21 protein-coding genes are annotated in these 25562 nt (G+C 62.3%); 9 read left to right on the forward strand and 12 right to left on the reverse strand.

Going from position 1 to position 25562, the window contains the following annotated elements; all coding sequences use genetic code 11:
• Positions 1 to 3 precede the first annotated feature (3 nt).
• Together SB822_RS14675 and SB822_RS14680 are read right to left on the reverse strand one after the other, a co-directional pair.
• On the reverse strand, positions 4 to 1593 hold the full coding sequence (locus SB822_RS14675) for a multicopper oxidase domain-containing protein (RefSeq protein WP_410855082.1): 1590 nt from the start codon (positions 1591 to 1593) through the stop codon (positions 4 to 6).
• A gap of 79 nt (positions 1594 to 1672) precedes the next feature.
• Positions 1673 to 3232 (reverse strand): multicopper oxidase domain-containing protein, encoded by a 1560-nt coding sequence (locus SB822_RS14680; RefSeq protein ID WP_079490148.1) that lies wholly within the window; start codon positions 3230 to 3232, stop codon positions 1673 to 1675.
• Between the two features lie 510 nt (positions 3233 to 3742).
• Between SB822_RS14680 and SB822_RS14685 the strand changes: the two genes are divergently transcribed.
• Positions 3743 to 3934, forward strand: coding sequence for a hypothetical protein (locus SB822_RS14685; RefSeq protein WP_007730741.1), 192 nt, complete (start codon positions 3743 to 3745; stop codon positions 3932 to 3934).
• An 83-nt stretch (positions 3935 to 4017) separates the two neighbouring features.
• Here the strand turns inward: SB822_RS14685 and SB822_RS14690 are convergent, their stop codons facing one another.
• From SB822_RS14690 to SB822_RS14710, 5 genes are all read right to left on the reverse strand, one after another.
• Positions 4018 to 5451 (reverse strand): MFS transporter, encoded by a 1434-nt coding sequence (locus tag SB822_RS14690; protein ID WP_007730742.1) that lies wholly within the window; start codon positions 5449 to 5451, stop codon positions 4018 to 4020.
• 127 nt (positions 5452 to 5578) lie between these two features.
• Positions 5579 to 6394, reverse strand: a complete 816-nt coding sequence (gene aroE, locus SB822_RS14695) for a shikimate dehydrogenase (protein ID WP_086919445.1) — start codon at positions 6392 to 6394, stop codon at positions 5579 to 5581.
• 7 nt (positions 6395 to 6401) lie between these two features.
• On the reverse strand, positions 6402 to 7394 hold the full coding sequence (locus SB822_RS14700) for a 2-hydroxyacid dehydrogenase (protein WP_086919444.1): 993 nt from the start codon (positions 7392 to 7394) through the stop codon (positions 6402 to 6404).
• Positions 7395 to 7426: 32 nt separating this feature from the next.
• A complete protein-coding gene (locus SB822_RS14705) occupies positions 7427 to 8617 on the reverse strand; it encodes a lactonase (RefSeq protein ID WP_079502341.1) in 1191 nt (396 codons plus the stop codon).
• Between the two features lie 51 nt (positions 8618 to 8668).
• Complete coding sequence (locus SB822_RS14710; RefSeq protein WP_086919442.1) at positions 8669 to 9442, reverse strand: glucose 1-dehydrogenase; 774 nt, start codon at positions 9440 to 9442, stop codon at positions 8669 to 8671.
• A gap of 147 nt (positions 9443 to 9589) precedes the next feature.
• Between SB822_RS14710 and SB822_RS14715 the strand changes: the two genes are divergently transcribed.
• On the forward strand, positions 9590 to 10483 hold the full coding sequence (locus SB822_RS14715) for a LysR family transcriptional regulator (RefSeq protein ID WP_410855017.1): 894 nt from the start codon (positions 9590 to 9592) through the stop codon (positions 10481 to 10483).
• Between the two features lie 54 nt (positions 10484 to 10537).
• Here the strand turns inward: SB822_RS14715 and SB822_RS14720 are convergent, their stop codons facing one another.
• Both SB822_RS14720 and SB822_RS14725 read right to left on the reverse strand, forming a co-directional pair.
• Positions 10538 to 13276, reverse strand: coding sequence for an MGH1-like glycoside hydrolase domain-containing protein (locus tag SB822_RS14720; RefSeq protein WP_410855018.1), 2739 nt, complete (start codon positions 13274 to 13276; stop codon positions 10538 to 10540).
• Positions 13277 to 13633: 357 nt separating this feature from the next.
• A complete protein-coding gene (locus SB822_RS14725; RefSeq protein WP_009770117.1) occupies positions 13634 to 15016 on the reverse strand; it encodes an NAD(P)/FAD-dependent oxidoreductase in 1383 nt (460 codons plus the stop codon).
• Between the two features lie 119 nt (positions 15017 to 15135).
• On the opposite strand from SB822_RS14725, the gene SB822_RS14730 reads away from it, so the two are divergent.
• Together SB822_RS14730 and SB822_RS14735 are read left to right on the forward strand one after the other, a co-directional pair.
• On the forward strand, positions 15136 to 16686 hold the full coding sequence (locus tag SB822_RS14730; protein ID WP_410855019.1) for an alpha/beta fold hydrolase: 1551 nt from the start codon (positions 15136 to 15138) through the stop codon (positions 16684 to 16686).
• Positions 16687 to 16910: 224 nt separating this feature from the next.
• Positions 16911 to 18059 carry an alkene reductase gene (locus SB822_RS14735; RefSeq protein WP_114224076.1) on the forward strand — a complete coding sequence of 383 codons (1149 nt, stop codon included), beginning with the start codon at positions 16911 to 16913 and terminating at the stop codon, positions 18057 to 18059.
• Between the two features lie 50 nt (positions 18060 to 18109).
• Here SB822_RS14735 and SB822_RS14740 read toward each other — a convergent pair whose 3' ends face one another.
• Positions 18110 to 19045 (reverse strand): LysR family transcriptional regulator, encoded by a 936-nt coding sequence (locus SB822_RS14740; RefSeq protein WP_410855020.1) that lies wholly within the window; start codon positions 19043 to 19045, stop codon positions 18110 to 18112.
• 73 nt (positions 19046 to 19118) lie between these two features.
• Positions 19119 to 20003: a LysR family transcriptional regulator gene (locus SB822_RS14745; RefSeq protein WP_079490178.1), complete on the reverse strand. Its 885-nt coding sequence runs from the start codon at positions 20001 to 20003 to the stop codon at positions 19119 to 19121.
• Between the two features lie 215 nt (positions 20004 to 20218).
• On the opposite strand from SB822_RS14745, the gene SB822_RS14750 reads away from it, so the two are divergent.
• From SB822_RS14750 to SB822_RS14765, 4 genes are all read left to right on the forward strand, one after another.
• The gene (locus SB822_RS14750) at positions 20219 to 20965 is read left to right on the forward strand and encodes an SDR family NAD(P)-dependent oxidoreductase (RefSeq protein ID WP_410855021.1); all 747 of its coding nucleotides are present in this window, start codon (positions 20219 to 20221) and stop codon (positions 20963 to 20965) included.
• Positions 20966 to 21021: 56 nt separating this feature from the next.
• Positions 21022 to 22155 (forward strand): alkene reductase, encoded by a 1134-nt coding sequence (locus SB822_RS14755; protein ID WP_410855022.1) that lies wholly within the window; start codon positions 21022 to 21024, stop codon positions 22153 to 22155.
• A gap of 16 nt (positions 22156 to 22171) precedes the next feature.
• Positions 22172 to 22567, forward strand: coding sequence for a DUF427 domain-containing protein (locus tag SB822_RS14760; protein WP_410855023.1), 396 nt, complete (start codon positions 22172 to 22174; stop codon positions 22565 to 22567).
• A gap of 194 nt (positions 22568 to 22761) precedes the next feature.
• Positions 22762 to 23667 carry a LysR family transcriptional regulator gene (locus SB822_RS14765; protein WP_410855024.1) on the forward strand — a complete coding sequence of 302 codons (906 nt, stop codon included), beginning with the start codon at positions 22762 to 22764 and terminating at the stop codon, positions 23665 to 23667.
• 147 nt (positions 23668 to 23814) lie between these two features.
• Here the strand turns inward: SB822_RS14765 and SB822_RS14770 are convergent, their stop codons facing one another.
• Complete coding sequence (locus SB822_RS14770) at positions 23815 to 24381, reverse strand: cysteine hydrolase family protein (RefSeq protein WP_410855025.1); 567 nt, start codon at positions 24379 to 24381, stop codon at positions 23815 to 23817.
• Between the two features lie 431 nt (positions 24382 to 24812).
• Between SB822_RS14770 and SB822_RS14775 the strand changes: the two genes are divergently transcribed.
• Positions 24813 to 25517, forward strand: coding sequence for a glutathione binding-like protein (locus SB822_RS14775; RefSeq protein ID WP_410855026.1), 705 nt, complete (start codon positions 24813 to 24815; stop codon positions 25515 to 25517).
• Positions 25518 to 25562 lie beyond the last annotated feature (45 nt).

Raw genomic sequence — 25562 nt, forward strand, 5'->3', positions numbered from 1 at the left:
TCGTTAATTGCCTTCGTTGATCGTGAACGCCTGCGGATCGACGAGCATCATCATCATCATTCCGCCTGGGAAGATGTTGTTCGTCGTAATCTCGCGCTCATTGTGCGAATGCCACATGTAGGCGAACCCGGCTTCCGATGTCGGCGAATTCGCGATCGTGCCGCTCGGCGGCGTCGTGCCCGTGAACGAGGTCGCGCGAATCGTCGCGTCGGGGCCGAGGTATGGACTGCCGCCGTACCACGGGCCGTTTGTCAGCAGACGCGCATCGGGCAAGGTCACGGGGCCGCCGCTGCCGACATTGCCGAACGGATGCGCTTCGAGCGGCCTGTTGTGATCGGCGCACCACTCGTAGTAGTTCGGCGCGTTGGGGGGCGCGGGTGGATTGCTGTTGACGGTGTAGTAGCCGTTCGCATCCGGAACGCAGACGCTGCCGTCGCCCGCCGTATGTCCATAGACGTCCCAGTTGAGGCCCCTGCCCGTCCAGTAGAAGATGCCGTCCATCGCGAGGCCGGGCGTCGTGGTCGTCGTAAAGAGCAGCGGCCCGGCGAGCTTCGTCGCGTCCGTCTTGCTCAACAGCAGATTGCCGTCGCGCGCGAGCACGCGCACGTGATTGCCGTGCTCGTGGAACGGATGCTGCCAGCGACCCGAGCCGATTACGCGCAGCAACACAGGTTCACCCGGATGCATGTGCGGATTGCCGTTGTATGGCTGATGCGGATATTGCTGCGCGTAGTTCGGGTCCATGTCGTCGGGCATCGAACGGCCATTGATCATGAAGTACGCGGGGCGGTACGGCTCGGTTTCGACGCTCATGCAACCCGTGGCCTGCGAGCACGGCTTACTCGCTTCCTGCTCGGCCTGCGTATGGATGCGCGGGTCCATCTCCGAGAACTGGAACAGGTACTCGCGGTCGTAGCAGGCCAGCGGATGGTCGTATGCGGCAGCCGCGTTGCGAAAGTCGGGCTGGCCGTCGGGCAGCGTCGATTGAACCGCGCGACAGCCAGCCGGGACGGCGAGCGCGCCGCCGGGCGTGGTGGGCGTCGATGTCGGCAGCACGATGATCGCGCCCGCCAGGCCCATCTCGACCTGCAGGTCGCCCTGCGTGCCGCTGTAATAGCTGTGCGTGCCCGGCGTCGACGCGATGAAGCTGTAGGTCACGCTGTTGCCGTGTGTCGCCTCGCGCGTGAGCAGCCCCGGCACGCCCGTGAGCGTCGCTGGACACGTGCCATCCGGATTCAATACGGCGGCGCAGACCTGGAAGCCCGGAAACAGGATCGACGTATTGCCCGCCGCTTCGGGCAGGTTGTTCGTCAACGTGACGGTGACCTTGTCGCCTTGCCTGACGATCAGCGTCGGCCCCGGCACCTGCATGCTCGGGCAGTTCGCGCCCGGAATATTGGCGGGAGAAAAGCCCGACGGCGCGGTGCGGCAGCCGTAGCCCCACGCGTAGACGCTCGCTCCGTCAGGCTGGCTGATGCGGTTGGCCTCGGCCGACAGATCGAAGTTCGTGCCCGTGATGCCCGGCGCGGCTGCGTGCGCGTTGATGCAGTAGAGCAGCGCAACGACGGCCGCGCAAAGCAGCGCATGGAACAGCGTAAAACGTGGCGCCGAGCCACGCCGCGCATAGCGTGTGCGTCGGAAGTTGTCGATGATGTTGCCCACGGCTCATCTCCTAGGTGCAGGACTTCGTGGTCGGGTCCACCGAATGGCAGATGTGGACCTCGGTCATCAATCCGCCGAAGTTCTCGGCATCGTTCGACAGGTGGTCGAGGTTCGGCGTGTACAGATAGAAAATCTGGCCGGCCGAGTAGCGGGTCGTGTCGCTCGCATCGAGAATCACGTCGATCGACTCGCCGCCGCCGAGCGTGATCGAGTTGGTCAGATAGGTCATGTCGTTGCCGGCAAGATCGCGCAAGAGCCGCGCGTTGACGCCGATCACATGCATCGGAATGCCAAGCGACGCGAGCGTCTGAAACTCGCTGACGTCGAGATCCGATATGCGCAAGAGCGCCTTGCCGCCCGCCGGTACATTGATGAGCGCGGGCAGCGGCTGCGAGAAGTGCTGCGAGCCGTCGGCTACGGGCGTCTGCATCGGGCCTTGCGACACGGTGTCCGGATAGCTGCGGCCATTGAGCATGAAGTACTTGTCCTTCATGTCGGTGAAGGGCTCCGGATTGAACGTCATGCCCACGAAGTGGAAATTCGGATCGAAGCCGTGAATCTGCACGGGATACTCGACGTCATAAGCCGTCGAACCGTCGCCGTCGTTGTATGCATACAGCGTCGGCGTGTTGCTCTTGTTCTTTACATGCAACACGCTGTTCTGCGGCGGCACGGGCGTCGAGCAGAGAACGTCGCTGCCGCATGCCGTGCGCGGATCGCTCTGTTGCTGGATCAGCGCGTGGTAGAGCGTCCCGTTCGTCACGCGGTTCTGGCGTGGACGCACGAAAATCTGGCCGACCATGCCCATCTGCAGATGCTCGGGCGGCGTGATGTGGCAGTGCCAGAAGTACGTGCCCGCGTCAGGCGCAAGGTAGTAGTACGTGAAGCTCGCGCCGATATTGATCGCCACCGATGCATCCGGCACGCCGTCATAGAACGCGGACGCATTCGGATAGCCGTGGAAGTGCACCGTGTGCTGCTCGAACAGGTCGGGGCGCATGATCATCCCGACGTTGGTCAACGTGAGGAAGAACTCGTCGTCTTCGTCGATGGCCATCGTCGGCGCAGGCATGCTGCCGTTCATCACGCCCACGTCCATGATCTGGCGCGGATCGACATGCCCCGTCAGCTGGCCAGGTGGCGTCGAATCCGGATCGGGCACGAGGCCGATTGCGCCGTTGTAGTTCGGATCGGCGGCCGTGCCGACGACGTTGAACACCGACGCGAACTGCGTGCCCGGCAGGCCCTTCTTGATATCTGCCAGACCTGACAGCGGGCCGAACGCGAACAGATAGGTCTGCGTGCCGTCGCCCATGGTGGCATAGCCGTCACCACCCGAAATCTGCTGGCATTTGATCGCGCCGTTCACGACGCCCGTCGCCTGCGAGTTCGGCCCCGTGAAGGACGGGCCCGTATAGGCAGGCTCGCCCGCACTTGCCGGCAGGGCTGTCGGATGCAGTGTGGTGGTAGGCGGACATTGCACCCGGAACGATTGTGCAAACGACGGCAACGCGAACAACGACAGCAACAGCGCCGCCACGCCGCTGCGGTATGCGAGGGTACTGAACATAGGACCTCCGCTGAGGAGTCAGCCAGCGCGGGGACGCGCTGCCGTCGGGCACTGCGATGACGAGTGCGGGTTCATCGTCGCAATTTCCCGTATTTGAATTTTGCAGACGAGGACCGGGCGACGGGATGGGGCACCTCCCTACACTTGCGGTAGGGTTGACCCAACAGGGACGTGAGGTCGCGGCAACGCGCAGGGCGCCCGCCGCGGGCGAGCGCGTGCGAACGCGCCACCTTCAGTCGGGAGGCGACGGGCCTGCGCCTTCGACGGAAGAACAGCGCTTTCAAAGGAATCCGGGATCACCGTGCTCGCGCGGGCAGGTCCTTCGAATTCGAGAGCGTGTCAGGTAAAAGCCTGACGCTGATCCAGGAATGCTGTTTGTGCCCGCTACGCACCGTCCTGAAGACTTGCCCTATGCAATCACTCACCGGGCGGCAGACTGCTTTTATGTGCTTGCCGCGCCTATCCATCTGTATCAAGATCGAGTCGACTCATCCGGACCAGGCCATTCCCATGACAGACGACACCGATCCCGACAAGCTGAAAGGCCCCGGTGGCTTGACGTTGCGTCAGATCCACGAGCAGGTTCAGAAAAGCGTGGAGCGCGACCGCCAGGAACAGGCATCGCGCAACACCGTTGCCACGCAGCGCACCAGGTGGCAACGCTGGGTGCGCTACGTGTGGGGCCGCAGCGGGCGTCGCTAGCCGGTGAGCTTGCGGTGCCTGCTCCTCGGCCTGGTAGCGGGCCGCAGCACAGTCGCGTCGTTTGCTTGCAACGTGCAGAACGACTACGACGGCCTGGCCGCGCGTTCCCCACTCAAGGCTACGGGATCCTCCGCTGCGTCACGTAGATCATCGAGATCACGGCCGCGTGTCTCAGGCGTGTAGAAGGTCGTCACCACGCCGATCAAACTCAGAATCGCGACGTACGTCGCAAGCGGAATCCACGCCATGACCCTGCCTTCCGCACCGCCCCAGTGCGCAGTCGCCCAGGCGATGATCGATGCGCCGATGAGCGGTGCCACACCGCCAGCGATGACGGCTGATACCTCACGGCCCACCGCGACACCCGCGTAGCGATGTTGCGCACCGAAGAGTTCAGGAAGCAGCGCGCCTTGTGTGGCGAACATCCCCCAAACGCCGGCCAGCGCGACGCACAACATGGCGATGCTAGCGGCCGCATTGCCCTGGCTCAGCACCCACCAGGTGGGATAGGCCAGCAGGAGTTGATACAGGGCGAAGGCACGGTAGACGGGAACGCGTCCAAACCGGTCGCTCAGCATGCCCGTCATCGGAATGATGACTGCCCCCGACACGCCGGCAAGCAGTAGCGCAATCGGGCCGATCGGCCCTTTGAGGCCCGTCGCGGTCACCATGTAACTGATGGCGAGCGACTGATAGATCGACGAACCACCGTTCTCCGCCATACGCATGCCGATGACTTTAAGCAGCGTCGGCTTCGAATGCCTGATGAGGTGCTTCAACGGACTGTCGTTGACCTGTTGACGCGCTTCGAGCTTGGTGAAGGATGGCGACTCCTTGAGTTTCAGGCGGATCCAGATCGCCACGGCAATGATGACGACACTCAGCAGGAACGGCACGCGCCAGAGCCAGCTTTGCGAGATGTCCTCGACACGCACCAGCGCGAAGTAGATCGCAGCCGCCATCACCGTCCCGAGCAACACGCCCATGAATGGTAAAGCGGCGAAGTAGCCGCGACGTTTTGCAGGCGCATATTCGGCCATCAGCACGGCGGCTCCCGCCTGTTCCGCACCCGCTCCGAGCCCCTGCAGCAAGCGGCAGCCTACCAGCAGGATGGGCGCCCAGATGCCCGCGCTCGCGTAGGTGGGCAGCAGGCCGATCAGCGTGCTTGCGATCCCCATCAGCAGGATCGTCGCCATCAGAACGAATTTGCGTCCATATCGGTCGCCGAGCGTACCGAAGACGATGCCGCCCACAGGCCGGATCGCGAAGCCGAGAAAGTACGCGCCAAAGCTCGCGATCAGCCCCATGGCGGGATCGCTCGACGGGAAGAACAGCGGCCCGAAAATCAGCGCCGACGCGAGGTTATACAGCGCGAAGTCGTAATACTCGAGTGCGCTGCCGAGCGATGCGGCCCATGCGGCGCGATAGAGATCAGCAGTCGTGACCTCGTTGCGGGTAGTGCTGGCGTTGCTCGCGATGCCGCCTTCGGCGGCCGCGATGGTTGGCTGGTGCTTCATGATGTCTCCTCCGGTTCCTGCGATTGCGTTGCGATCGGCCCGTCCTCGTCTTGGCGCGAGATGCCGGAGCTGGCTGCGTTGCCCTTCGTGTTGCCCTTCGTGTTGCCTGTTCGACCCGCGCGCCGCCCTAGCCGACCCGTGCGATCTCGTCGAGCAAAGCCGTGCTCATCACATCGATGGGCGCCGCTTTGCCTGTGTAAAGTTCGACCTGTCCGCAGAACTGATGCAGCAGCATGCGGGTGCCATCGATCACGCGGCATCCCAACGCGGCAGCATCGCGGATCAGCTTCGTGCGCACGGGAATGAAGGCCGCATCCATCACGAACAGATGCGGCGCCAGTTGCGTGGCCCGCAACGGATTGACGTCCGGCGCGCGGAAGCCCGCGGCTGTCGCGTTCACGACGCCATCGAATGCGTGGGGATCGAAGTCGCCGAGATCCCCGCCGAAAGCGAGGCCGAAATCACGCGCGAGATCCTGTCCGCGCGACGCGGTGCGATTGAACACGGTCACGTGGCCGCCCGCGCGCTGCACGCCCCACGCAATCGCGCGTGCCGCGCCGCCCGCGCCGAGCAAAGCGATGCGCTGCCCCGCAAGTGAAGTCACCTCTTCGAGCGCGCGCACGGCGCCCGCGCAGTCGGTGTTGTAGCCCGTGAGATGCCCGTCGCGATTCTGGATCGTGTTGACCGCGCCGATTTCGCGCGCGGTTTCGTCGAGCGCGTCGAGGTGGACAATGACGGCCTGCTTGTGCGGCATGGTCACGTTCAGCCCGCGGATGCCGAGCGTGCGCATCGCGTCGATCGCGCCCGCGGCATCCTCTACGCCGAAGCTGACGAACGTGTAGTCGACGCCGAGCGCCTGGTACGCCGCGTTGTGCACCTTGACGTTAAACGTGAACGGTTGGCCCGCGAGCGAGCCGCACAGCGATGGGATGGAATGTGGCATGGTCGCTTTATGCTTTGGAGAGATCGAATGCGGAGATGGCCGCGTCACCATCGAGCACGCGTAGCAGGTTGTCGGTCGCGAGTTCGGCCATCGCGCGCCGCGTCTCGTGCGTCGCCGAGCCGATGTGCGGAAACGGCGTGACTTTCGGATGCGTGCGCAGCGGCGAATCCTGCCCGAGCGGTTCGACGGCGAACACGTCGAGAGCGGCAGCACGCAAGTGGCCACTATCGAGTGCGTCAACGAGAGCGTCCTCGCGCACGATCGCGCCACGCGAGCCGTTCACGAAGATCGCACCCGCCTTCATCGAGGCAAACGCTTTTCCGTCCATCAGACCGCGTGTTTCGTCGGAAAGCGGCAGCGTCAACGCGACGATGTCCGCGCGCGCCAGCACTTCATCGAACGATGCGCGCACCGCGTGTCCGGCAAGCGTTGCCGGCACCTGCACATCGAATGGATCGTGGAACACCACGGGCATACCAAACCCGAGCGCCGCGCGCCTCGCCACCGCCTGCCCGATACGGCCGAAGCCCAGCACGCCGAGCGTCTTGCCATGCACGTCCCAGCCGAACAGGTCTTCGCCGATGTTGCGTGTCCATCGGCCGTCGCGCACATGGTTCGACAGGTCGACCAGACGCCGCGACGCGGCGATGATCAACGCGAATACGGTGTCGGCCGTGGTCTCGGTCAACACGCCAGGAGTGTGACAAAGAGTGATGCCGCGTTGCTTCAGGTACCCGAGGTCGTAGTTGTCGACGCCGACTGAAATGCTCGAGATCACTTGCAGACGCGGCGAGCGCGCCAATTCGTCCGCGCCCAGTCTGAAGCTCGAACCGATCAGGCCATCCGCGTCGTTCAGCGCCTCGCGAAAACGCGGCAGTTCATCGGCGCGTCTTGGATCGGCGACAGTCACATCGTGCAAGGTCCGGATTCGCCCGAGCAGATCGTCTGGCATCTTGCGGAAGACCAGGACGTTCCTGCGTGCTGTGCTGTTCGTTGACATGCTCGTTTTCCTCTTTCTGATGGGGCTGAAGTTCAGCGCGGCGTCGTGCGAAGCGACGAAGGGCCGCCCGACAACGCAATCCTGTGCCCCGTATCGCGCAGATGCCCGCTGTTGACAGCGAAGAACGCAAGCTGTTTCTCGACGTTGAACTGCACGATCAGATACTTGCTGTCCGCAGTGAACACGATGCCCTGCGCCGCCTCTCCGCCCGGCGCCTCGGAAACCTTCACCGCCTGACCGTCGCGGATCGCGAAGAGCACCACCTTGCCGCGCGCGTGGCGTCCAGGGTTATCCGGCGTCAGGTTCGAGCCATCCATTGCCTGAACGCCGATCCACTTGCCGTCGGGCGAGATCGCCACGCCCTCGGGCAGCGATGGCACCGTGACGTGCTGGACCGCGCGAAACGGCTCATGCGAGACATCGATGAGCGTCACGGCATCGGCATCGCCTGCGAGCTTGCCCGCATAGGACGACAGCCCGGCCAGCCCGACATCGCTCACGACGGCCCATTTGCCGTCGCTCGATACGTCGATCGTGTAGGGCGCCACGCCGCTCGCGAGGCGCAGACCGCTATCAGTCACCCGACCGTCGTCAACGTTCAGGACGGCCACGCCCTGCTCGTCGCGCAACGCCACCAGCGCGTGCCGGCCGTCGTGCGTGAAGCTCACGCCGGCGAGCCGCTTCTGTGCAATTTTCAGCGTGTCCTGAAGTGTCACGCGGTTCCCGTCGATACCGAGCACGGCCACGCTACCGTCGACGCAGGCGACGAGCGCGAGGCGGCCGCTTCTGTCGATGGCGATGCCTTGTGGATGGCTGCCGATGTCGAGCCGGGCGACGACGGGAGGCGAAGCCTGCAGATCGACGACCTGTACGAACGAATCCATCAACAGTTTTTTGGCCGCGTAGTCGTAGCGCGTCGGCGCGCCGACCAAGGCGACGTTTGCATCCGGCGTGATAGCGACGGCCTGCGGCGGCCCCTGAATGCCGTTCTCGACCTCCACCTGCACCTTGACCTGCGGCGGAAAGCGGCTTGCGTCCAGCAGCGTCAGCGTGTCGGGTTTCGGATTGTCGGGGTAGGTATCTCGCCCTTCGACCCGCTGATATTTCCCGTCGTTGCCCGAGACGATCCAGTCGGCGCCGTACGATGTGCAGGCCATGACGGCGATCGTCAGACCGGCAAGCGCTTGCGCGCAGCGGGTCCGTTTCGCATTGGGTGAACGCATGTCGATGTCTCCTTTATCAGGCTTTGTTGTGATACTGCGTGCGCGCCGGTCTCAAACCACGCTGGTCAAACCGCCATCGACGAACAGCGTCTGCCCGTTGACGAAATCCGAAGCCGACGACGCCAGAAATACCGCAGCGCCGCACAGCTCTTCCACTCGGCCCCAGCGCCCCGCGGGCGTGCGCTTGCAAAGCCAGTCCGAGAAGTCGGGATCGTCGACGAGCGCGCGGTTCAGATCGGTTGCGAAGTAGCCCGGCGCGAGCGCATTGGCCTGAATGCCGGAACCGGCCCATTCCGCGCACATACCCTTGGTAAGCATGCGAATGGCGCCCTTGGTCGCCGCGTAGGGCGCGATGCCCGGCCGCGCCAGTTCGCCCTGCACCGAGCAGATGTTGATGATCTTCCCGCGCCCACGCGGCAACATGTGCCGCGCGACGGCTTGCGATACATGGAACGCGCCGTCCAGGTTGACGCGCAACAGGTCGTTCCAGTCGTCGGCGCTGAAGGTTTCAAGCGGTGCCCTACGCTGGATGCCCGCGTTGTTCACGAGAATATCGATCGCGCCGACGCGCGCTTCGAACGCATCGATCGCCGCGGAAACCTCCGCGCGTTCGATGACATCAAAAACCGCGATATCCGCGTTGAGGCCTTCGTCGCGCAGTTGAGCCGCGACGGCCGCTGCCTTCTGCCCGTTGCGATCGTTGATGACGACAGCCGCGCCCGCGCCTGCCAGTCCGCGCGCCAGCGCCAGGCCGATGCCACGCCCGGAGCCGGTGATCAGCGCACGCCTTCCGTTCAGGCTGAAGAGCTTCAATGTGTCGTTCATTTTTGCTGGCGCCCGCCAGGCGCGCCCGTGTTGTCTCCGATATCCGTATTTCATTCCAATTGCCGCGATTGCGCCAATGATCATTCATGACGCTGTTATCATGAATCGTGATTACACGGGACGAACGGCCCGTCAGCGGGAGTGGTCATGGAATTGAAGCATCTGCGTGCATTCGTCGTACTTGCCGAGGAACTGCATTTCGGCAAAGCCGCGCAGCGGCTATGCATCGTGCAGTCTGCGCTGAGCATGCAGATCAAGGCGCTGGAAGACGAACTCGACGTGCGGCTGCTGGAGCGCGACCGTCACAAGGTCGCATTGAGCGAAACGGGAACGCTCTTTTTGCCCGAGGCTCGCGCCACGCTGCATCAGGCATTGCGCGCGGAGCAAACCGCGCGGCTGTCGGCTCGCGGGGAAATCGGCACGCTGCGGATCGCCTTCGTGTCGTCGGTGCTGCCGAAGCTCTTGCCGACGCTCATTCGCAACATGCACGAGCGCTATCCGCTCATCACGCTCGAGTTGAAGGATATGCCGACGCCGGATCAGGTCGCCGCCCTTCACGACAACAAGCTCGACTTCGGCCTGATACGCCTGCCCGTTGCGGGCGCGGGACTTGAAGTTTGCGTAGTACTCGAGGAACCCTTTGTCGTCGCGCTTCCCGACGATCATCCGCTAGCCGCCCAAGCGCTGATCCGGCCGGCGGATCTTCGGGACTATCCTTCGTTCGTGCTTGCGCGGCGTTACGCACCGGGCTTTCACGACGAGATGCTCGTCGCCTTGAAACGTGAGGGCGCGCAACTCAATATCGCTCAGGAACTGGGGGAATTTACAACCATGCTGGCGCTAGTCGCCGCAGGTATGGGTATTGGCATGATCCCGGCCGAGGCGGCCATCGCCTTGCCGCCGAAAGTCGTAGCCCGTCCGCTCGAACTTCACGGTTACCGGGCTGGCATCGGGCTCGCGTACACCGACCTCGACAATCCAGCCAAGCGAGCGCTTCTCGGTGTGATGCAGCAATGCTTCGGAAACGCACAGGAAAAATAATGGGCCCCGCCATTTCACAATTGCTATGAGGCTCAATGCGCGGCCTTTCCTCCCTCACTTCCCGTCCATCTGTTCTCCCCACACTTGCTGCCCGACGACGCTGGCCATGACGCGCCAGCGGTCGCTTTCCAGAACGGTTTGCGCGTCGATACGCCCGAACAGGTCCAGGAAAGGCGCGACGAGACCCGTCCAGCCTGTCTGGTGACTGGCACCGAGCCCCGCACCGTTGTCGCCGTGGAAATACTCGTAGAACAGGATCAGGTCACGCCAATGCGGGTCGTCCTGGAACTTGCCCGTCCCGCCGTAGACGGGGCGTCGTCCATCCGCACCACGCAGAAACGTACCCGTCAACCGGTTGACGATCTCTTGCGCCACCTCAAACAGCGTCATGTGCGGCCCCGAGCCCGTCGGGCATTGAACCTTGAAATCGTCGCCAAAAAAGTCGTAGAGATTCATCAGCGCCCTGACAATCAGCAGATTCACCGGCATCCACACCGGACCGCGCCAGTTGGAGTTTCCGCCGAACATCCCGGTATTCGATTCAGCGGGCAGATACTGCACCTTGTATTCCACCCCACCAACATTGAGTACATACGGATGGTCGAGATGATAGCGAGAGAGCGAACGAATGCCGTGCGGCCCAAGGAATTCGTTCTCGTCGAGCAGGTATCCGAGCACGCGCTCGAGTTTCCGCTTGTTGAGGATCGACAGTAGCCTGCGTTCCCTATGGCCGATGAAGCCGGCATCGGTTGGCGCCACATGAGCAATCAGCTCCGGGTAACGCGTTCGAAATTGCGCGATCATTTCCAGCAGTTTCGGACAGCGCGAGACAGTACCAGCTTCGAAAACCGTCGATGCGCACAGCGGCAGCAACCCGACCATTGACCTCACCTTCAGACGCGTGGTCTGGCCGTCGGGAAGACACAGCAGGTCATAGAAAAATCCGTCCTGCTCGTCCCACATCTCGTCGGGATGTTCGCCGCGCCGGTCCATCGCATAGGCAATCCACATGAAGTGCTGGACGAACTTGAAGGCGATCTCCTCGTACATCGGGTCGTACTCAGTCAAAATGATTGCCATCTCCAGCATGGTCTGGCAATAAAACGCCATCCACGCTGTTCCGTCCGCCTGCTCAAGGGATCCGCCTGTCGGAAGCTGCGCACTGCGATCGAATACGCCGATGTTGTCCAGGCCCAGAAAGCCGCCGGCGAAGACATTGCGACCTGAAGGGTCCTTACGGTTCACCCACCAGTTGAAATTGAGCATCAACCCCTGAAACGAGCGTTCAAGAAAGCGCAGATCAGCGCGTCCCAGCGCTTTCTCATACTTGTAGAGCCAGAGCGTGGCGGCGGCATGCACGGGCGGATTGACGTCACTGAAGTTCCACTCGTAGGCTGGGATCTGGCCACTCGGGTGGACATACAGGATGCGCAGCATCAGCAGTAACTGCTCTTTGGCGAAATCGAAGTCGACGAGCGCCAGGGCGATCGTATGAAAGGCCAGGTCCCAGGCCGCGAACCACGGGTACTCCCACTTGTCCGGCATGGAAATCACGTCGGCATTCAACATGTGGAACCACTCCATATTGCGCACATCGCGCCGGGCGGCTTCGAGCAATGGATGACTCCCGTGCTCGCGCAGCCACAGTTCGAGATCGAAGTAGTAGTACTGCTTGCTCCACAGCATGCCCGCCAAAGCCTGACGGTGCACCCGGCGCTTGTCTTCGGTCAGGGACTTCGGGGCAACGCGCTCGTAGAACTCATCCGCATCGGCGATGCGGGAATGGAAGGTGTTCTCGAATTCGTCGAAGGGATTGACCTGCCTGACTGCCGTCATGCGCAACCGGATAGTCACGTTGCCGCCGCCGGGTACGTCGCACACGTAATGGGCCGCCGCCTTGGTTCCCGTCCTGGCGGGATTGACAGCCTCGCGCTGCCCCGCAATGACGTAAGCGTGGAACGCGTCCTTCACGTAGGGTGACCCGTTGGGTTGATTCCACAGACGCTGTGCGTTGCTATCGTTTTCCGTGAAGAGCAGTTCCCCCGCGCCGTCGCAGTAAAGCCAGTACTCGCCCAACTCATGATGCGTCGCACGAATGACGCCTGGACCCGCTTCGCATAGTGATGGCCTGCGATCGTCGTGGCCCCACGACCAGGTATTGCGAAACCATAGCGTTGGCAGGACCCGAAGCCGTGCCCCTTCCCGTGCGCGGTTGTGTACGGAAATGCGCACGAAGATGTCTTCCGGACCCGCCTTTGCGTATTCGACAAACACGTCGAAGTACCGGTCGTCATTAAACACGCCGGTATCGAGCAGTTCGTACTCGAGTTCGCCCCGCGATCGTTTCCGGTTGGTCTCGACCAGATCCCGGTACGGATACTCCCGCTGCGGATACTTGTATAGATACTTCATGTACGAGTGGGTGGGCGTGCTGTCGACGTAGAAGTAATACTCCTTCACGTCCTCCCCATGATTGCCTTCGCTATTGGTCAGGCCAAAGAGGCGTTCCTTCAGAATCGGGTCACGCTCGTTCCATAGTGCAAGGGCAAAGCACAACTGCTGCCGGTCGTCGCACAGTCCGCCGAGCCCGTCCTCTCCCCATCTGTACGCGCGTGAGCGGGCATGATCATGCGTGAAATAGTTCCAGGCGTCGCCGTCATCGCTGTAGTCCTCGCGGACCGTCCCCCACTGCCGCTCGCTGAGATACGGCCCCCACTTCTTCCATGGTACTTGCGCGGTACGCGCGTCGTTCAGGCGCTTCTGTTCGGCTACATCGACGAATGCAGGGCACATGATTCGCCTCCATAACGGCGCATGGACTCGATCTCAACATGCACGAAGACGCATCATCGTGCGCGATTGAGGCAACAGCGGCATGTCGGCATGGGTGATGTTCTGCGCGTTGCTGTCTTCACGATCGCGGAATGTATTGGAGGTATGGCTGAATTGCCCTCGAAGAACGCGATGGTGCCGACCCGTCCATTGCCGTCTACCCGATGCCGACGTATTCAGGTACACGGCGAGTTGAGGGACGTCCCATGGATACTTTCACAATGTAGGAGCCAGCACGAAGCAAGGCAATACGATGTTGGGGACCTGGTGAGACAACAGACGACCTCGGCCGTGGCCAAAGTTCATGAAGTAGGCCCGTCATGACGATGCGCTATTCCGCCTCGCTGCTTCGATTGCAGGTGAAGGCGCCGTTAGCCCAGGCCTCCGGTTACCCTGCCAGACCCGCCTGGCGATCGCAGGGCTGAGCAGCGTCGACGGCGGCATCATCAGGTTGACGACCTTCAGAAACGCAGTCGCCAGCGTGCTGTCGCGTGTCGCGGCAAGGTGAAGCTTGCCGATGTACCAGTTGATGAAACGCAACATCGGCGGGCGCGCGCCTTTGACTTGTGGATGGCGGAGGTCGTTGCCAACCGCGATGTCCCACGGAATATCGACGATCTTCGCGGCCGCCCTGAAGAATCGACGCGCAAGATCGTTCGAGCCCGTGCGCAGGCACTGCTGCAGCGCCAGCGCCTCCTCTGCCGCGACGGTCATGCCCTGCCCGTAGACGGGATTGAAGCTGCAGATGGCGTCACCGAAAACCAGGTAGTTTTCGGGGAAACGTGCAAGCTTCTCGTATCGCCGGCGCAGGCTGGAGGCGTAGCGGTAGCGCCTGAATTCGCTTAGCGGTTCAGCTCTTGCGACAACATCGTGAATCTCCATGGTCGGCAGTGTCGCCAGATAGGCGAGAAAGCCCTGGTCGTTGTCGGGTGCGTCGTCGCCAAGAAAACCGCCGGCACTGACGATCCAGCTGTCGCCTTCCTGCGCGAGCATGACGCCGTTGCGCCAGTTCGGCGCACTACCGGCGACAACGATACCCTGCCTCCCGTCAAGATCAGTCGACCGGCGCCGATAGGAACGGGTCATGTAGCTGATGCCGATCTCGACCTTCTCATTGGCGGGAGGTTGGTAGCCGAGTTCTTCAAGCCACGCCGCACTGGATGAGCCGCGGCCAGTCGCATCGACGACAAGATCCGCGTCGATGGTCATTTCCGGCTGGCCCTCGACACACGTGCGCACACCCGTCACGCTCCTGCGACCGGGATCGGTGGCAAGCCCCCGCACAGCGCAACTTTCCATGGCGCGCACGTTCGGCAAACCCAGCAGCCGCCGGCGTAGATGGCCTTCGAGCACGGGACGGCTCGCAAGCAGACCGGTCAGGTCACTCGTGCCGTTAGCAAGCCTGACGTTGCGACCGATCCAGATCACATCGTTGGCGACATCACCGATCAAGCCGCCGCTTTGCGCGACGACTTCCATGTTGTATCCAGGGAAGAATTCCTCGAGTACCGCACTGCCGCGCGCAAGGAGCCCATGGGTATGGCGACCCTGCGGCACGCCCTTGCGCGGCGTATCGGCTGCCGGAAATGCATCGCGTTCGAGCACGGTGACGACAGTATAGAAATCCGACAGTACCCGGGCGGCCAGAAGCCCACCCATGCCGGCGCCGATCACGATCGCATGTTCGCCCAGTTTCTTCATGACAATCCTCCCGTTCAATCCGTCGCAATGCGTCCAGCGACCATCGCATGCAGGCAATGGTAGGATTGCCTCGTCCCCTGAGCGTCCCCCCGGACGCCGTCATTGAGGGTCGCCTCGCCATGGCTCTGTTCAGCGTGCGGACGCTTGGATTTCCGGAGATCCGTCAGGACGGCCAGTTGTGCCATCTGGCCTTGCGCAAAGGCGTCGCGCTGCTGGTCTACCTGGCCGAAGCGAAGGGCCCAGTCGGGCGCGACGCCGTCGCTACGATGTTGTGGCCGGAGGGCCGCGAAGAGGTGGTACGGGCGCGGTTTCGGCGCCTGTTGCATCGCCTCCAGCTCACCCTCGGCGACGACGTTCTTACGACCGACCGGTCAACCGTTCGATGGTCGGCAGCGATCGACTTGCAGGTGGATTCCCAGCTGTTCGAGCAAGCCTGCGACCGCGGCGAGTTCGAGCGGGCGTGCCGCCATTATCCCGGCGACTTTCTCGAGGGTTTTTCGCCCGGCGACTGCCCACAGTTCGACGAGTGGGCTTTTTTTCGCCGGGAGGCCTTGCGGGGCCGGGCGATCCAGGCGCTCGAGCGAGTGGTGCACGACAGGAATGCGGCCGGCGACTACGCGGCCGCGGCCGCGCACGCCGGCCGTCTTGTTGAGCTCGATCCGCTCAGCGAAGTGTACGGCCGGCACCTCATCCGCAACCTTCTGCTCGCCGGAGACCGGGCCACGGCCCAGCGGCATCTCGAAGCCCTGACGCAGCGACTTCGCGACGAGCTCAATGTGGCACCCGAATCCGAGACTCGCGCGCTGCTGAATGCAGGCGCAACCTTGCCCATCGAGCAACCGCCGTCGACGCGCTACGTCAGCGGTGGCGGCGTCCATCTCGCATTCCAGACCTACGGCGCCGGCCCTATCGATGTTCTGGTGCTGCCCGGTTTCGTGTCTCACGTCGAACGGGTTTGGGAGGAGCCCCGGTGCCGGGCGTTCCTGTCCTCGCTCGCCGGGATGGGCCGTCTGATCCTGCTCGATCGTCGCGGCATCGGGCTTTCCGACCGGGTCGGGTTCAATCCCAGCGTCGACGCGACCGCGCAGGACATCGGCACCGTGCTGGACGCCGCGTGCAGCCGCCGCGTCGTGCTGTTCGGCGCGTCCGAGGGCGGACCTGCATGCATCAAATTTGCCGTCGATCACCCCGATCGAGTCGCTGGCCTCATTCTGTTCGCCTCGTTGGCGAAGGGAACCGCAGCACACGACTATCCCTATGCACTTCAGGCTGGTCAGTATGACTTGTGGCTGCAGCAGCTCATTGCAGTCTGGGGCGGACCTGCAGGCATCGAAACATTTGCGCCGAGCCTGTCTGGCGATCCTCAGGCGAGAGCCTGGTGGGCAGGCTTGCTTCGGGCCGCGTCGAGCCCGGGAGCCCTCAAGGGCGTGCTCGAGGCGTTGCGCGATATGGATGTGCGGCAGATCCTCGGCGGAGTTTCCATGCCCACCCTGGTGCTGCATCGTCACGACGACCGCGCCGTTCGCATCGGCGCCGGCCGGCATCTCGCCAGTCACATCGCGCAGGCGCGATTCATCGAGCTCGATGGCGCCGATCACTGGGCTTTCGCCGGCGATCAGCAGCCCGTCCTGGACCACATCGGGCGATTTGTCGGAAGTCTCGCTGGGTAGCTGCGACCGGGCTTTCCGCTTGCGTTCCAGGCGTCATCCACATCCACTGCTGCCACCACCACTCACACGCCAATACCCGCACCAGCCAGCAACCTATCCCACCTTGGAATAACCCCTATGCCTTTCCGCCCGTTCCCGCGCGGGTCCGGAATGGATACATTGCGGATCAACGCAATCGCGAGAGCACCGGACCCCCGATGCTCCAATCCATTCAAGGAAACATCATGGCCAGGCTCTTCAATCCGATCCAAATAGGTGCATACACACTCTCACACCGCGTAGTCCTCGCGCCGATGACCCGTCTGCGCACCATTCAACCCGACGACATCCCCAGCCCGATGATGGCCGACTTCTACGGACAGCGCGCATCGGCAGGCGGCCTGGAAATCGTCGAAGCCGCGAGCGTCTCGGTGCAGGCGCGCTCGTACCTCGGTGCGGCAAGCATCTACCACGACGGCCAGATGGAAGGCTGGCGCGCCATTGCGAAAGCCGTGCACGCAAAGGGCGGACGCGTGTTCCTGCAACTGATTCACGGCGGCCGTCAAAGCCATGTCGAGATGACGGGCGGCGTCGATCCCGTGGCGCCTTCCGTCGTGCCGTTCGATGGCGTGGCGCTCACGAAAGACGGTTTCGTCCCTGCCTCGCCGCATCGCGCGCTCGGCATCGAAGAAATTCCCGCGATCGTCGAGGATTTCCGCGCCGCCGCGCAACGCGCAAAGGAAGCCGGCTTCGACGGTGTCGAACTTCACGCGGCGAACGGTTATCTCGTCGACCAGTTCATCCAGGACGGCACCAACCAGCGGACGGACGCATATGGCGGCCCGATCGAAAACCGCGTGCGCTTCCTGCGCGAAACGCTCGAAGCGCTGATCTCGGTGTGGGGCGCGGACCGTGTTGGCGTGCGGATTTCGCCTTCGGGCGAATGGGGCGGTATCTCCGACAGCGACCCCGAAGCGACGTTCAGCTACGTGGCACGGCTGCTCGACTCGTACGAGATCGCTTATCTGCACGTGATCGAACCGCGCGTCAAAGGCGACGACACGCTGCATCACGACCATCCCCCCGTCGCGACGAAGTATCTGCGCAAGCACTTCTCGGGTCCGATCATCGCTGCGGGCGGTTTCGATCGTGCGAGCGCAATCGCGACGGTCGAATCGGGCGATGCCGACCTCGTCGCGTTCGGCCGTCACTTCTCATCGAATCCCGATCTGCCGTATCGCCTGAAGCACGACCTGCCGCTCACGCCGTATGTGCGCGCAGCGTTCTGGGGCGGCACGGAAGCGGACTATTCGGACTTCCTCACGCATGAAGAGACTCAAGCGTTGGAAAGTACCGAAGAGAACGCCACCGCAGACGAGGCGCAAAACGCCTGAGCAACCCGCGCACGCGGACGCATTCGCACATCCCGGTTCGAAACGATGCGTCACGCGGCCTGCGACTTGCCGTGGCCCATGAAGCGTTCCGGCGCGAACTCGGGCGCAAGGCACTCCTCGACGAATGCAGTGAACTGACGCGCCTTGCTGCTGGCCAGCCGTCCCGTCGGATAAACGGCGGACAACGGAATGGCCGGCAGCATCCAGTCATCCATCACCGAAACGACAGCGCCCGATTTCAGTTCAGGCCAAAAGGCCCATTCCGACGCGACAGCAAGGCCCATATCCGCAAAGACGGCCGCGCGAAGGCCCTCGGTCGCGGAGATCCTCACGCGGCCCTGCAGCCGCACGGGCAGCTCCGCCGTGTCCCTGCTAAACGTCCACTCCTCTCCACCGCCGACATCGCGCGTGTAGACGACGGCGCGATGCCCGTGCAGATCGGCGGGCGCTTGCGGCATGCCGTGCCGTTCGAAATAGGCAGGCGTCGCGAGCACGCGCCGGCGCGCGACGGCAATGCGGCGCGCCGTCATGTTCGAGTCCGCCAGTTCGCCCATGCGCAATGCGAGGTCGATGCCCTCTTCGACGAGATCGATGTTGCGATCGTCGAGCACCAGTTCGAGATCGAGTTCCGGGTGCTGTTCGAGAAAGGCCGGCAAGCGCGGCACGATGTGCAGCCGCGCGAAACATACTGCCGCCGACACCCTCAGCTTGCCCGTCAGTCCCGCCGCTGTGCCTCGCGCCGCCAGCACGGCCTCGTCCGCTTCTTCGACTGCGCGTCTCGCGCGCTGATAGAAGTTCTGGCCGGCCTCCGTCGGCGTGAGCGCGCGCGTCGAGCGCAGCAGCAGCTTGACGCCGAGCCATTCCTCGAGCTGCGCAACGGCTTTCGACGCGGCCGGCTGGCCGATATCGAAGTGTCGCGCCGCAGCCGAAAACGAACCTGTATCGACGACGCGGATAAAGATTTCGATCGCCGCAAGGCGGTCCATCGCGCTGACTCCCGTTCTGTGCCAAGCCGGGTGAATGTCCGGCACATCCTGCCAATATATGTCAGCCGCTCGCTCAGCTAACGTCCACCAGTTCATCCGCCCTCGACAAAAACAGCTTCAGCACGGGCGACGCATTCGATCGACTGTAGCCGATCGCGAGATCGACGGTCGGCGCCTCGCCTACCAGCGGACGACTGACCACCGACCACGGCAGCAGATTATTCGCGTACTCGGGCATCAACGAAAGCCCGCGCGTCGACGCAACCAGCGACATCGCCATCGCAAGGTTATCGACACCATGCTCAGGCTTCGGATCGAGCCCATTCTCCTGCAGATATCGTGCGACCACATCGTGCAGCACGCGCGCCTTGTTCGACGCCATGATGAACGTCTCGCCTTTCAGATCCGACGGACTGATCGCTTGCTTCGCCGTCAGCCGATGGTCGCTCGGCATCAGCACGACAAGCTTCTCGCGATAGACGACGCGGTAATCGAGATCGAGCCCCGGCTCCCTGCGCACGAACGCAAGATCGAGCTTGCCGCGCGCCACGGCGTCGGCGAGGTCGGGCGAGTAGCCACTCGACACCGTCACGTCGATGTTCGGCAACTCGTCGCGCAACACCTGCATGGCGCGCGGCAGCCACGTCATTTCCTGACCCGTCAGAAAACCGAGCGCGAAGACCTGTTTGGCCGGACGCGACGCGCGCCGCGCGGCTTCGATGGCAGCGTCGACCTGTGCGAGCGCAAGCCGTGCGTGGTCGAGGAACGCCTTGCCCGACGCGGTCAACTCGACGCCGCGCGCGCTGCGGCTGAACAGCTCCGCCTTGACCTCGTCCTCGAGATCGCGGATCTGCCGGCTAAGCGATGGCTGCGACGTAAACAGCCGTTGCTCCGCGGCGACCGTGAGGCTGCCCGTTTCCGCTACGGCAACGAAATAGCGCAGATGGCGTAACTCCATGCTTCCTCCTGGTTCGTCCGTTTTGCACGCTTCACAAGCCATGCTTCTGGAGCATGCCCGCCAGCCTACAAAGTCTTTTTTGTTTTCGCAAGCGAAGGCTAGATTACATGCCAGCAGTCAAATCGCCCGATGCGGACGCCGGCAAGACAGTGTTGTAGCCATGCCTATCTGTTATTGCCGGACGGTCCCGCCGATCAACTAACCGGAGCTTTGCCATGAACGACCTCGCTGGAAAAACCGCGCTTGTCACGGGCGCCTCCCGCGGCATTGGCCGCGCCATCGCGCTTGCACTCGGCCGCGCCGGCGCGCAGGTGCTCGTGCATTACAGCAGCAATGAAGCCGCCGCCGACTCGACCGTCGCCGGGATCGTCGCGGCCGGCGGCCACGCGCAGAAAATCGCCGCCGACTTGCGCGCCGCCGACGGTCCCCGCATGCTCGCCCAACGCGTGCGCGCCATCGTCGGCGGACGGCTCGACGTGCTGGTCGCGAACGCGGGCATCGCCAAGGCTGCGAGCATCGAAGACACGACGGTCGAAGACTTCGACGAACTCTTTGCCGTCAACGTGCGCGCGCCGTTCTTCCTCGTCCAGCAACTCCTGCCGATGCTGTGCAAAGGCAGCAGCGTCGTACTGCTGTCGTCGCTGGCGGCACGTGCATCGGTTGGCGAGCTGGCCGCCTATGCCGCAACAAAGGGTGCCGTCGATACGCTCGCGCGGCACTTCGCATCGGCGCTCGGCGAGCGCGGCGTGCGCGTGAATGCGATCGCGCCCGGCGTCGTCGCAACCGACATGTCGAGCTTCGCGACAACCGATGCAGGCCGCGACTACACGCTGAGTCTGCAGGCGCTGAAGCGCGTCGCGCAGCCCGACGACATCGCCGGCGCCGTGACATTCCTTGCTTCCGACAAGGCGAACTGGATCACGGGCGACACGCTGCGCGTCGACGGCGGATCGAAGCTCTGACAAGCATGCAACACACGCAACGCATTCGATTCATACCAATTAATAAGGCATCCGAAATGACTGAAGCGAATCTGAAACTGTTCTCGTCGACAAACGTAGGCCCGATACAACTGTCACACCGCATCGTGCATGCGCCCATGACGCGTCTGCGTTCCGAATCCGACGACAGCCCGAGCGCAATGATGGTCGAGTACTACCGGCAGCGCGCATCGCAAGGCGGCCTGCTGATCACGGAAAGCGCGCATCCTTCCTATGACAGCCGTGGCTATCTCGGCGCGCCCGGCATCTATACCGACGAGCATATCGAAGCCTGGAAGAAGATCACCGACACCGTTCACGCGAAAGGCGCGCACATCTTCATGCAGATCGCGCACGACGGGCGCCAGTCGCACGTCGATCTGAGCTGGGGCAATGCGCCCATTGCGCCGTCTGTCGTGCCGTACGAAACGACAGTGTTCACGCAAAACGGCTGGGTGCCCAACTCGCCGCATCGCGCGCTGGAAACCAACGAGATTCCCGCCATCGTCGACTCGTTCAGACGCGCGGCAGAGCGCGCGAAAGCAGCTGGTTTCGATGGCGTCGAATTGCACAACGCCAACGGCTACCTCGCGGACACGTTCCTTCAGGACGGCACCAACAAGCGCACGGACGCCTATGGCGGCACGATCGAAAAACGCACGCGCTTCTCGCTCGAACTCGTCGATGCATTCACATCCGTGTGGGGCGCGGACCGCGTCGGCGTGCGCGTGTCGCCGAGCGGCCGTTGGGGGGCGATATCCGACAGCAACCCCGAAGCAACCTTCGGCTATTTCGCCGAACGGCTCAATGCGTATGGCCTCGCGTACCTGCACGTGATCGAGCCGCGCGTGATGGGCACGGAAACGCTCGTCGAAGGTCAGGCGCCCGTCGCGTCGTCGTTCCTGCGCAAGATATTCAACGGCCCCATCATCGCCGCGGGCGGCTTCGACCGCGCTGGCGCCGAGCAGATCCTGCAACGCGGCGACGCCGATCTCGTCGCGTTCGGCCGATGGTTCTCGTCGAACCCGGATTTGCCCGAGCGCCTGCGACGCGACCTGCCGCTCGCGCCTTACCAACGCGACGCGTTCTGGGGCGGCGGCGAACGCGCGTACACCGACTTTCCCGCATACGACGACACCACCACCGAAGCATCGAGCGATGAAACCGTCTGACTCAAGGAGCTAAAGCATGTCCAGCAACAACACGCCGAACACAAAGACCGTGAAGATTCCCGGTCCCGATCACCCCATCACCATCGAACGCAACCCTTCGCGCGTCGTCGTCACGGTCGCGGGCCACATCATCGCCGACACACGCAACGCGTTGACGCTGCGTGAAGCGAACTATCCGCCCGTGTTCTACATCCCGAGAAAGGATGTCGACATCGCACTGCTCGAACGCACGGAGCATTCGACGTACTGCCCATATAAGGGCGACGCCGCGTACTTCTCGATCCCGTCGGGTGACGAGCGCGCGATCAACGCGATCTGGACTTACGAGTCGCCGTATCCCGCTGTCGAGCCGATTCGCGAACACCTGGCGTTCTACAGCGACCGTGTCGATTCGATCGAAGAACGTGAATAAGGAATCCACGTTTGGACGGAAGACTTTCTCACTGTTCTCGTTTCGCGAAGTATGAATTGACTTGCCGAGGGATTCTGCCCAGCACAATGTATGACTACACTTCGCTCTCGAATAAGCAAGCGTCACGATAAACCGTGATACCGGATGCGGAACTACTCGCACCGCTTTTTCCTTTCGCGATAGTCTCTTTGAACATGGACAGAATTCAGGCAATGACGACATTCGTGACCGTCGTCGAAACAGAAGGCTTCGCTTCTGCAGCACGCAGGCTCAAAACCTCGCCATCCGTCATCAGTCGCTTGATCAACGAACTCGAAGCGCATCTTGGCGTGCGCCTGCTGAACCGTACAACCCGCATCGTCAGAATGACCGATGCCGGTGAGAAATTTTTCGATGATTGTCGTAGCATCCTCGCGAAAGTGGACGCAGCGGAGCTGGCAGCGGTCAGCGCACACAGCACACCGCGTGGCCAGCTGACAGTGACGGCACCCGTAGTTTTCGGAAGAACCTATGTCACGCCAATCGTTCAGGATTATTTGACGCGCTATCCGGCCGTGACTGTGAGTTGCTGGTTTCTGGATCGAACTGTGAATCTCGTCGACGAAGGTGTCGATGTCGCGATTCGTATCGGGGAACTGCCCAATTCTTCACTTCAAGCGGTCGCGATCGGCAAAGTGCGGAGCGTACTCTGCGCCTCGCCCGCCTATCTGGAGGCACACGGCGAACCGCAACATCCCAGTGACCTCATGTCTCATGTCGCCATCCAGTCGACGCCTTCAACGTCATCCCCCGAGTGGCGCTTTCGCGTCGACGGGAAGCCTGTAGTCGTGCCAATCCAGCCACGCCTGACCACCACGACAAACGACTCCGCGATGACGGCCGCCATGTCCGGACTAGGCATCGTGTGCCTGCTGTCTTGTCAGATTTCATCCGAGCTAGCAGAAGGACGGCTTCGGATCGTGCTGCCAGAATATGAGCTTGCGACACTCCCCGTGCACGTGTTGCACCGCGAAGGCAGACATGCCAATCGGAAAGTGCGCGCATTCCTCGACCTCGCAATCGAAACATTCAGGGCGAAGGCTTCCCTGTGGCGCGCGTAGCGGCTCAAAGTTGAACTTGCCGAGTGGCAGTCGGCAGATCAACACAGAGGTCGACGCCGCAGGTGACGTGGCATCGTGTTTCCACTCATACAAGCCGGGGCTCCATTGGACCGCACGGGAAGCGTGCGGTATCACGTGTTGCCTGCCTCAATTAGCGCGGTGGCACTCGGCATTCAAGAAGTCCGCGGCTGAGACGACTTTCGCGTATCCGAAACTCAACGCTGCCATAAACGCCGCATGTACCTGCAATGCCGGCACACTTACCCCGTTGAACTCGAGCGCGTGCGTTGCGCAGGCATCGTGGATCACCGTCGTGCTGTAGCCAAAGTCCACCGCAGCACGGGTAACAGCGTCGATACACATGTGGCTCATATTTCCCACTACCATCACCGTCTCGATACCTTGAGCATCGAGAATCTTCTTCAGGTCGGTCTCGCGGAATGGATTCATATGGTGTTTGACGATCACGAGTTCGCCAGGCAGATTCGCAGCCTTCGGATGGAGTTGAGCACCGTCGGTATCTGGCACGAAGAACGCCGCATCTTTTGATAGCGTTTCATGGCGGATATGCACGACCAGATCGCCGTTCGTCCTCGCGGACTCGATGATGTTGCGTGCGTTATCCGCGGCGGCGTCGACGCCATCCAATATCCACTTTCCTCCAGCGAAGTAATCGTTCTGAATATCGACCACTATCAGTGCTTGTTTCGTCATGTTTCCTCTACCTCGAACGGTCAACAAAGATTCGGGCTCCATAGGAGGCCGAATACGTAGCTGCAGCGCATTTAGGCCCCGACCAGATGGAAGGTGACCGTGGCGCAACGAACCCGATACTGCCCGATTCATCGGACTAGCGGAATAACCCGAATGAAGAATGCACCGTTCGCGTAACGAGATGAGTGAATCGGCGTTGTCGAACCCGCAATGTCGGAAATGCAAAACGGGCGACACAGAACGTAACCAGTCAGATTCCAGCAACGCCCTCCTTCGTTCGAAAAATGCCACGGCCACCAGCCCATACCAGCGTTCTCGTTACGAGAATGGTCTTTTCTGGTCGAACTCGTTTCTGGAATTCTGGCGATCGCCCATACTCGGCGCCATCAATCACGAACTACGTGATTTCGAGTATCACCAGTGAGATTTCCATGACTACTGCAGCGACAACCAACGTTACCGAGATCGACTTTTACTATTGGCCCACGCCAAACGGCCAGAAAGTTGCCATCCTCCTCGAAGAAACCGGTGTGACTTACCAGATACACCCCGTCGATATCGGCAAAGGAGTACAGCTAACCGCCGACTTCGAAAAGATTTCGCCAAACAACCGGATGCCGGCCATCGTGGACCGTCAACTCGACGCATCGGTTTTCGAATCCGGTGCAATCCTGTTGCATCTCGCGGAAAGGACGGGTCAGTTCATTCCTGCCACCCCGAATGGTCGCGTTGAAGTCCTGCAATGGTTGTTCTGGCAAATGGGCGGTCTCGGGCCGATTTTGGGCCAAACGGTCTTCTTCCGTACGTACGCATCAGAACAACTGCCTTTGGCAATCGAACGGTTCACCAGGGAGGCGGGGCGGCTCTACGGCGTTCTGAACAAGCGGCTGGCCGACCGTGAATACATTGCGGGGGAATACTCGATTGCTGATATGGCGGTTTATCCATGGGTAACGCAACATGCCGCGCAGGGAATCGCGATGGATCGCTTCCCCAATGTCGCACGTTGGCTCGAACGCGTCGCCGAACGACCCGCCGTCAAACGCGCCTATGCGCTGGCTGAAGCAGTACGCCCCGCGCAACTGACAGATGAGCATCGCAAGCAGTTGTACGCCCAGAAGCAGCCCACAGTTTGATTCACTAAAGATGAGACGGATGACACACTCGCCCAAATCTTTCTG

The organism is Paraburkholderia sp. SIMBA_054 (genome assembly GCF_046534875.1).
Lineage (GTDB): Bacteria > Pseudomonadota > Gammaproteobacteria > Burkholderiales > Burkholderiaceae > Paraburkholderia > Paraburkholderia hospita.

Coding starts and splice junctions, on each gene's coding strand:
- SB822_RS14685 (WP_007730741.1), top strand. CDS start 3,743: ATGACAGACGACACCGATCCCGACAAGCTGAAAGGCCCCGGTGGCTTG.
- SB822_RS14765 (WP_410855024.1), top strand. CDS start 22,762: ATGGACAGAATTCAGGCAATGACGACATTCGTGACCGTCGTCGAAACA.
- SB822_RS14710 (WP_086919442.1), bottom strand. CDS start 9,442: ATGAACGACACATTGAAGCTCTTCAGCCTGAACGGAAGGCGTGCGCTG.
- SB822_RS14745 (WP_079490178.1), bottom strand. CDS start 20,003: ATGGAGTTACGCCATCTGCGCTATTTCGTTGCCGTAGCGGAAACGGGC.
- SB822_RS14740 (WP_410855020.1), bottom strand. CDS start 19,045: ATGGACCGCCTTGCGGCGATCGAAATCTTTATCCGCGTCGTCGATACA.
- SB822_RS14690 (WP_007730742.1), bottom strand. CDS start 5,451: ATGAAGCACCAGCCAACCATCGCGGCCGCCGAAGGCGGCATCGCGAGC.
- SB822_RS14715 (WP_410855017.1), top strand. CDS start 9,590: ATGGAATTGAAGCATCTGCGTGCATTCGTCGTACTTGCCGAGGAACTG.
- SB822_RS14680 (WP_079490148.1), bottom strand. CDS start 3,232: ATGTTCAGTACCCTCGCATACCGCAGCGGCGTGGCGGCGCTGTTGCTG.
- SB822_RS14705 (WP_079502341.1), bottom strand. CDS start 8,617: ATGCGTTCACCCAATGCGAAACGGACCCGCTGCGCGCAAGCGCTTGCC.
- SB822_RS14700 (WP_086919444.1), bottom strand. CDS start 7,394: ATGTCAACGAACAGCACAGCACGCAGGAACGTCCTGGTCTTCCGCAAG.
- SB822_RS14720 (WP_410855018.1), bottom strand. CDS start 13,276: ATGTGCCCTGCATTCGTCGATGTAGCCGAACAGAAGCGCCTGAACGAC.
- SB822_RS14760 (WP_410855023.1), top strand. CDS start 22,172: ATGTCCAGCAACAACACGCCGAACACAAAGACCGTGAAGATTCCCGGT.
- SB822_RS14755 (WP_410855022.1), top strand. CDS start 21,022: ATGACTGAAGCGAATCTGAAACTGTTCTCGTCGACAAACGTAGGCCCG.
- SB822_RS14735 (WP_114224076.1), top strand. CDS start 16,911: ATGGCCAGGCTCTTCAATCCGATCCAAATAGGTGCATACACACTCTCA.
- SB822_RS14775 (WP_410855026.1), top strand. CDS start 24,813: ATGACTACTGCAGCGACAACCAACGTTACCGAGATCGACTTTTACTAT.
- aroE (WP_086919445.1), bottom strand. CDS start 6,394: ATGCCACATTCCATCCCATCGCTGTGCGGCTCGCTCGCGGGCCAACCG.
- SB822_RS14750 (WP_410855021.1), top strand. CDS start 20,219: ATGAACGACCTCGCTGGAAAAACCGCGCTTGTCACGGGCGCCTCCCGC.
- SB822_RS14730 (WP_410855019.1), top strand. CDS start 15,136: ATGGCTCTGTTCAGCGTGCGGACGCTTGGATTTCCGGAGATCCGTCAG.
- SB822_RS14725 (WP_009770117.1), bottom strand. CDS start 15,016: ATGAAGAAACTGGGCGAACATGCGATCGTGATCGGCGCCGGCATGGGT.
- SB822_RS14770 (WP_410855025.1), bottom strand. CDS start 24,381: ATGACGAAACAAGCACTGATAGTGGTCGATATTCAGAACGATTACTTC.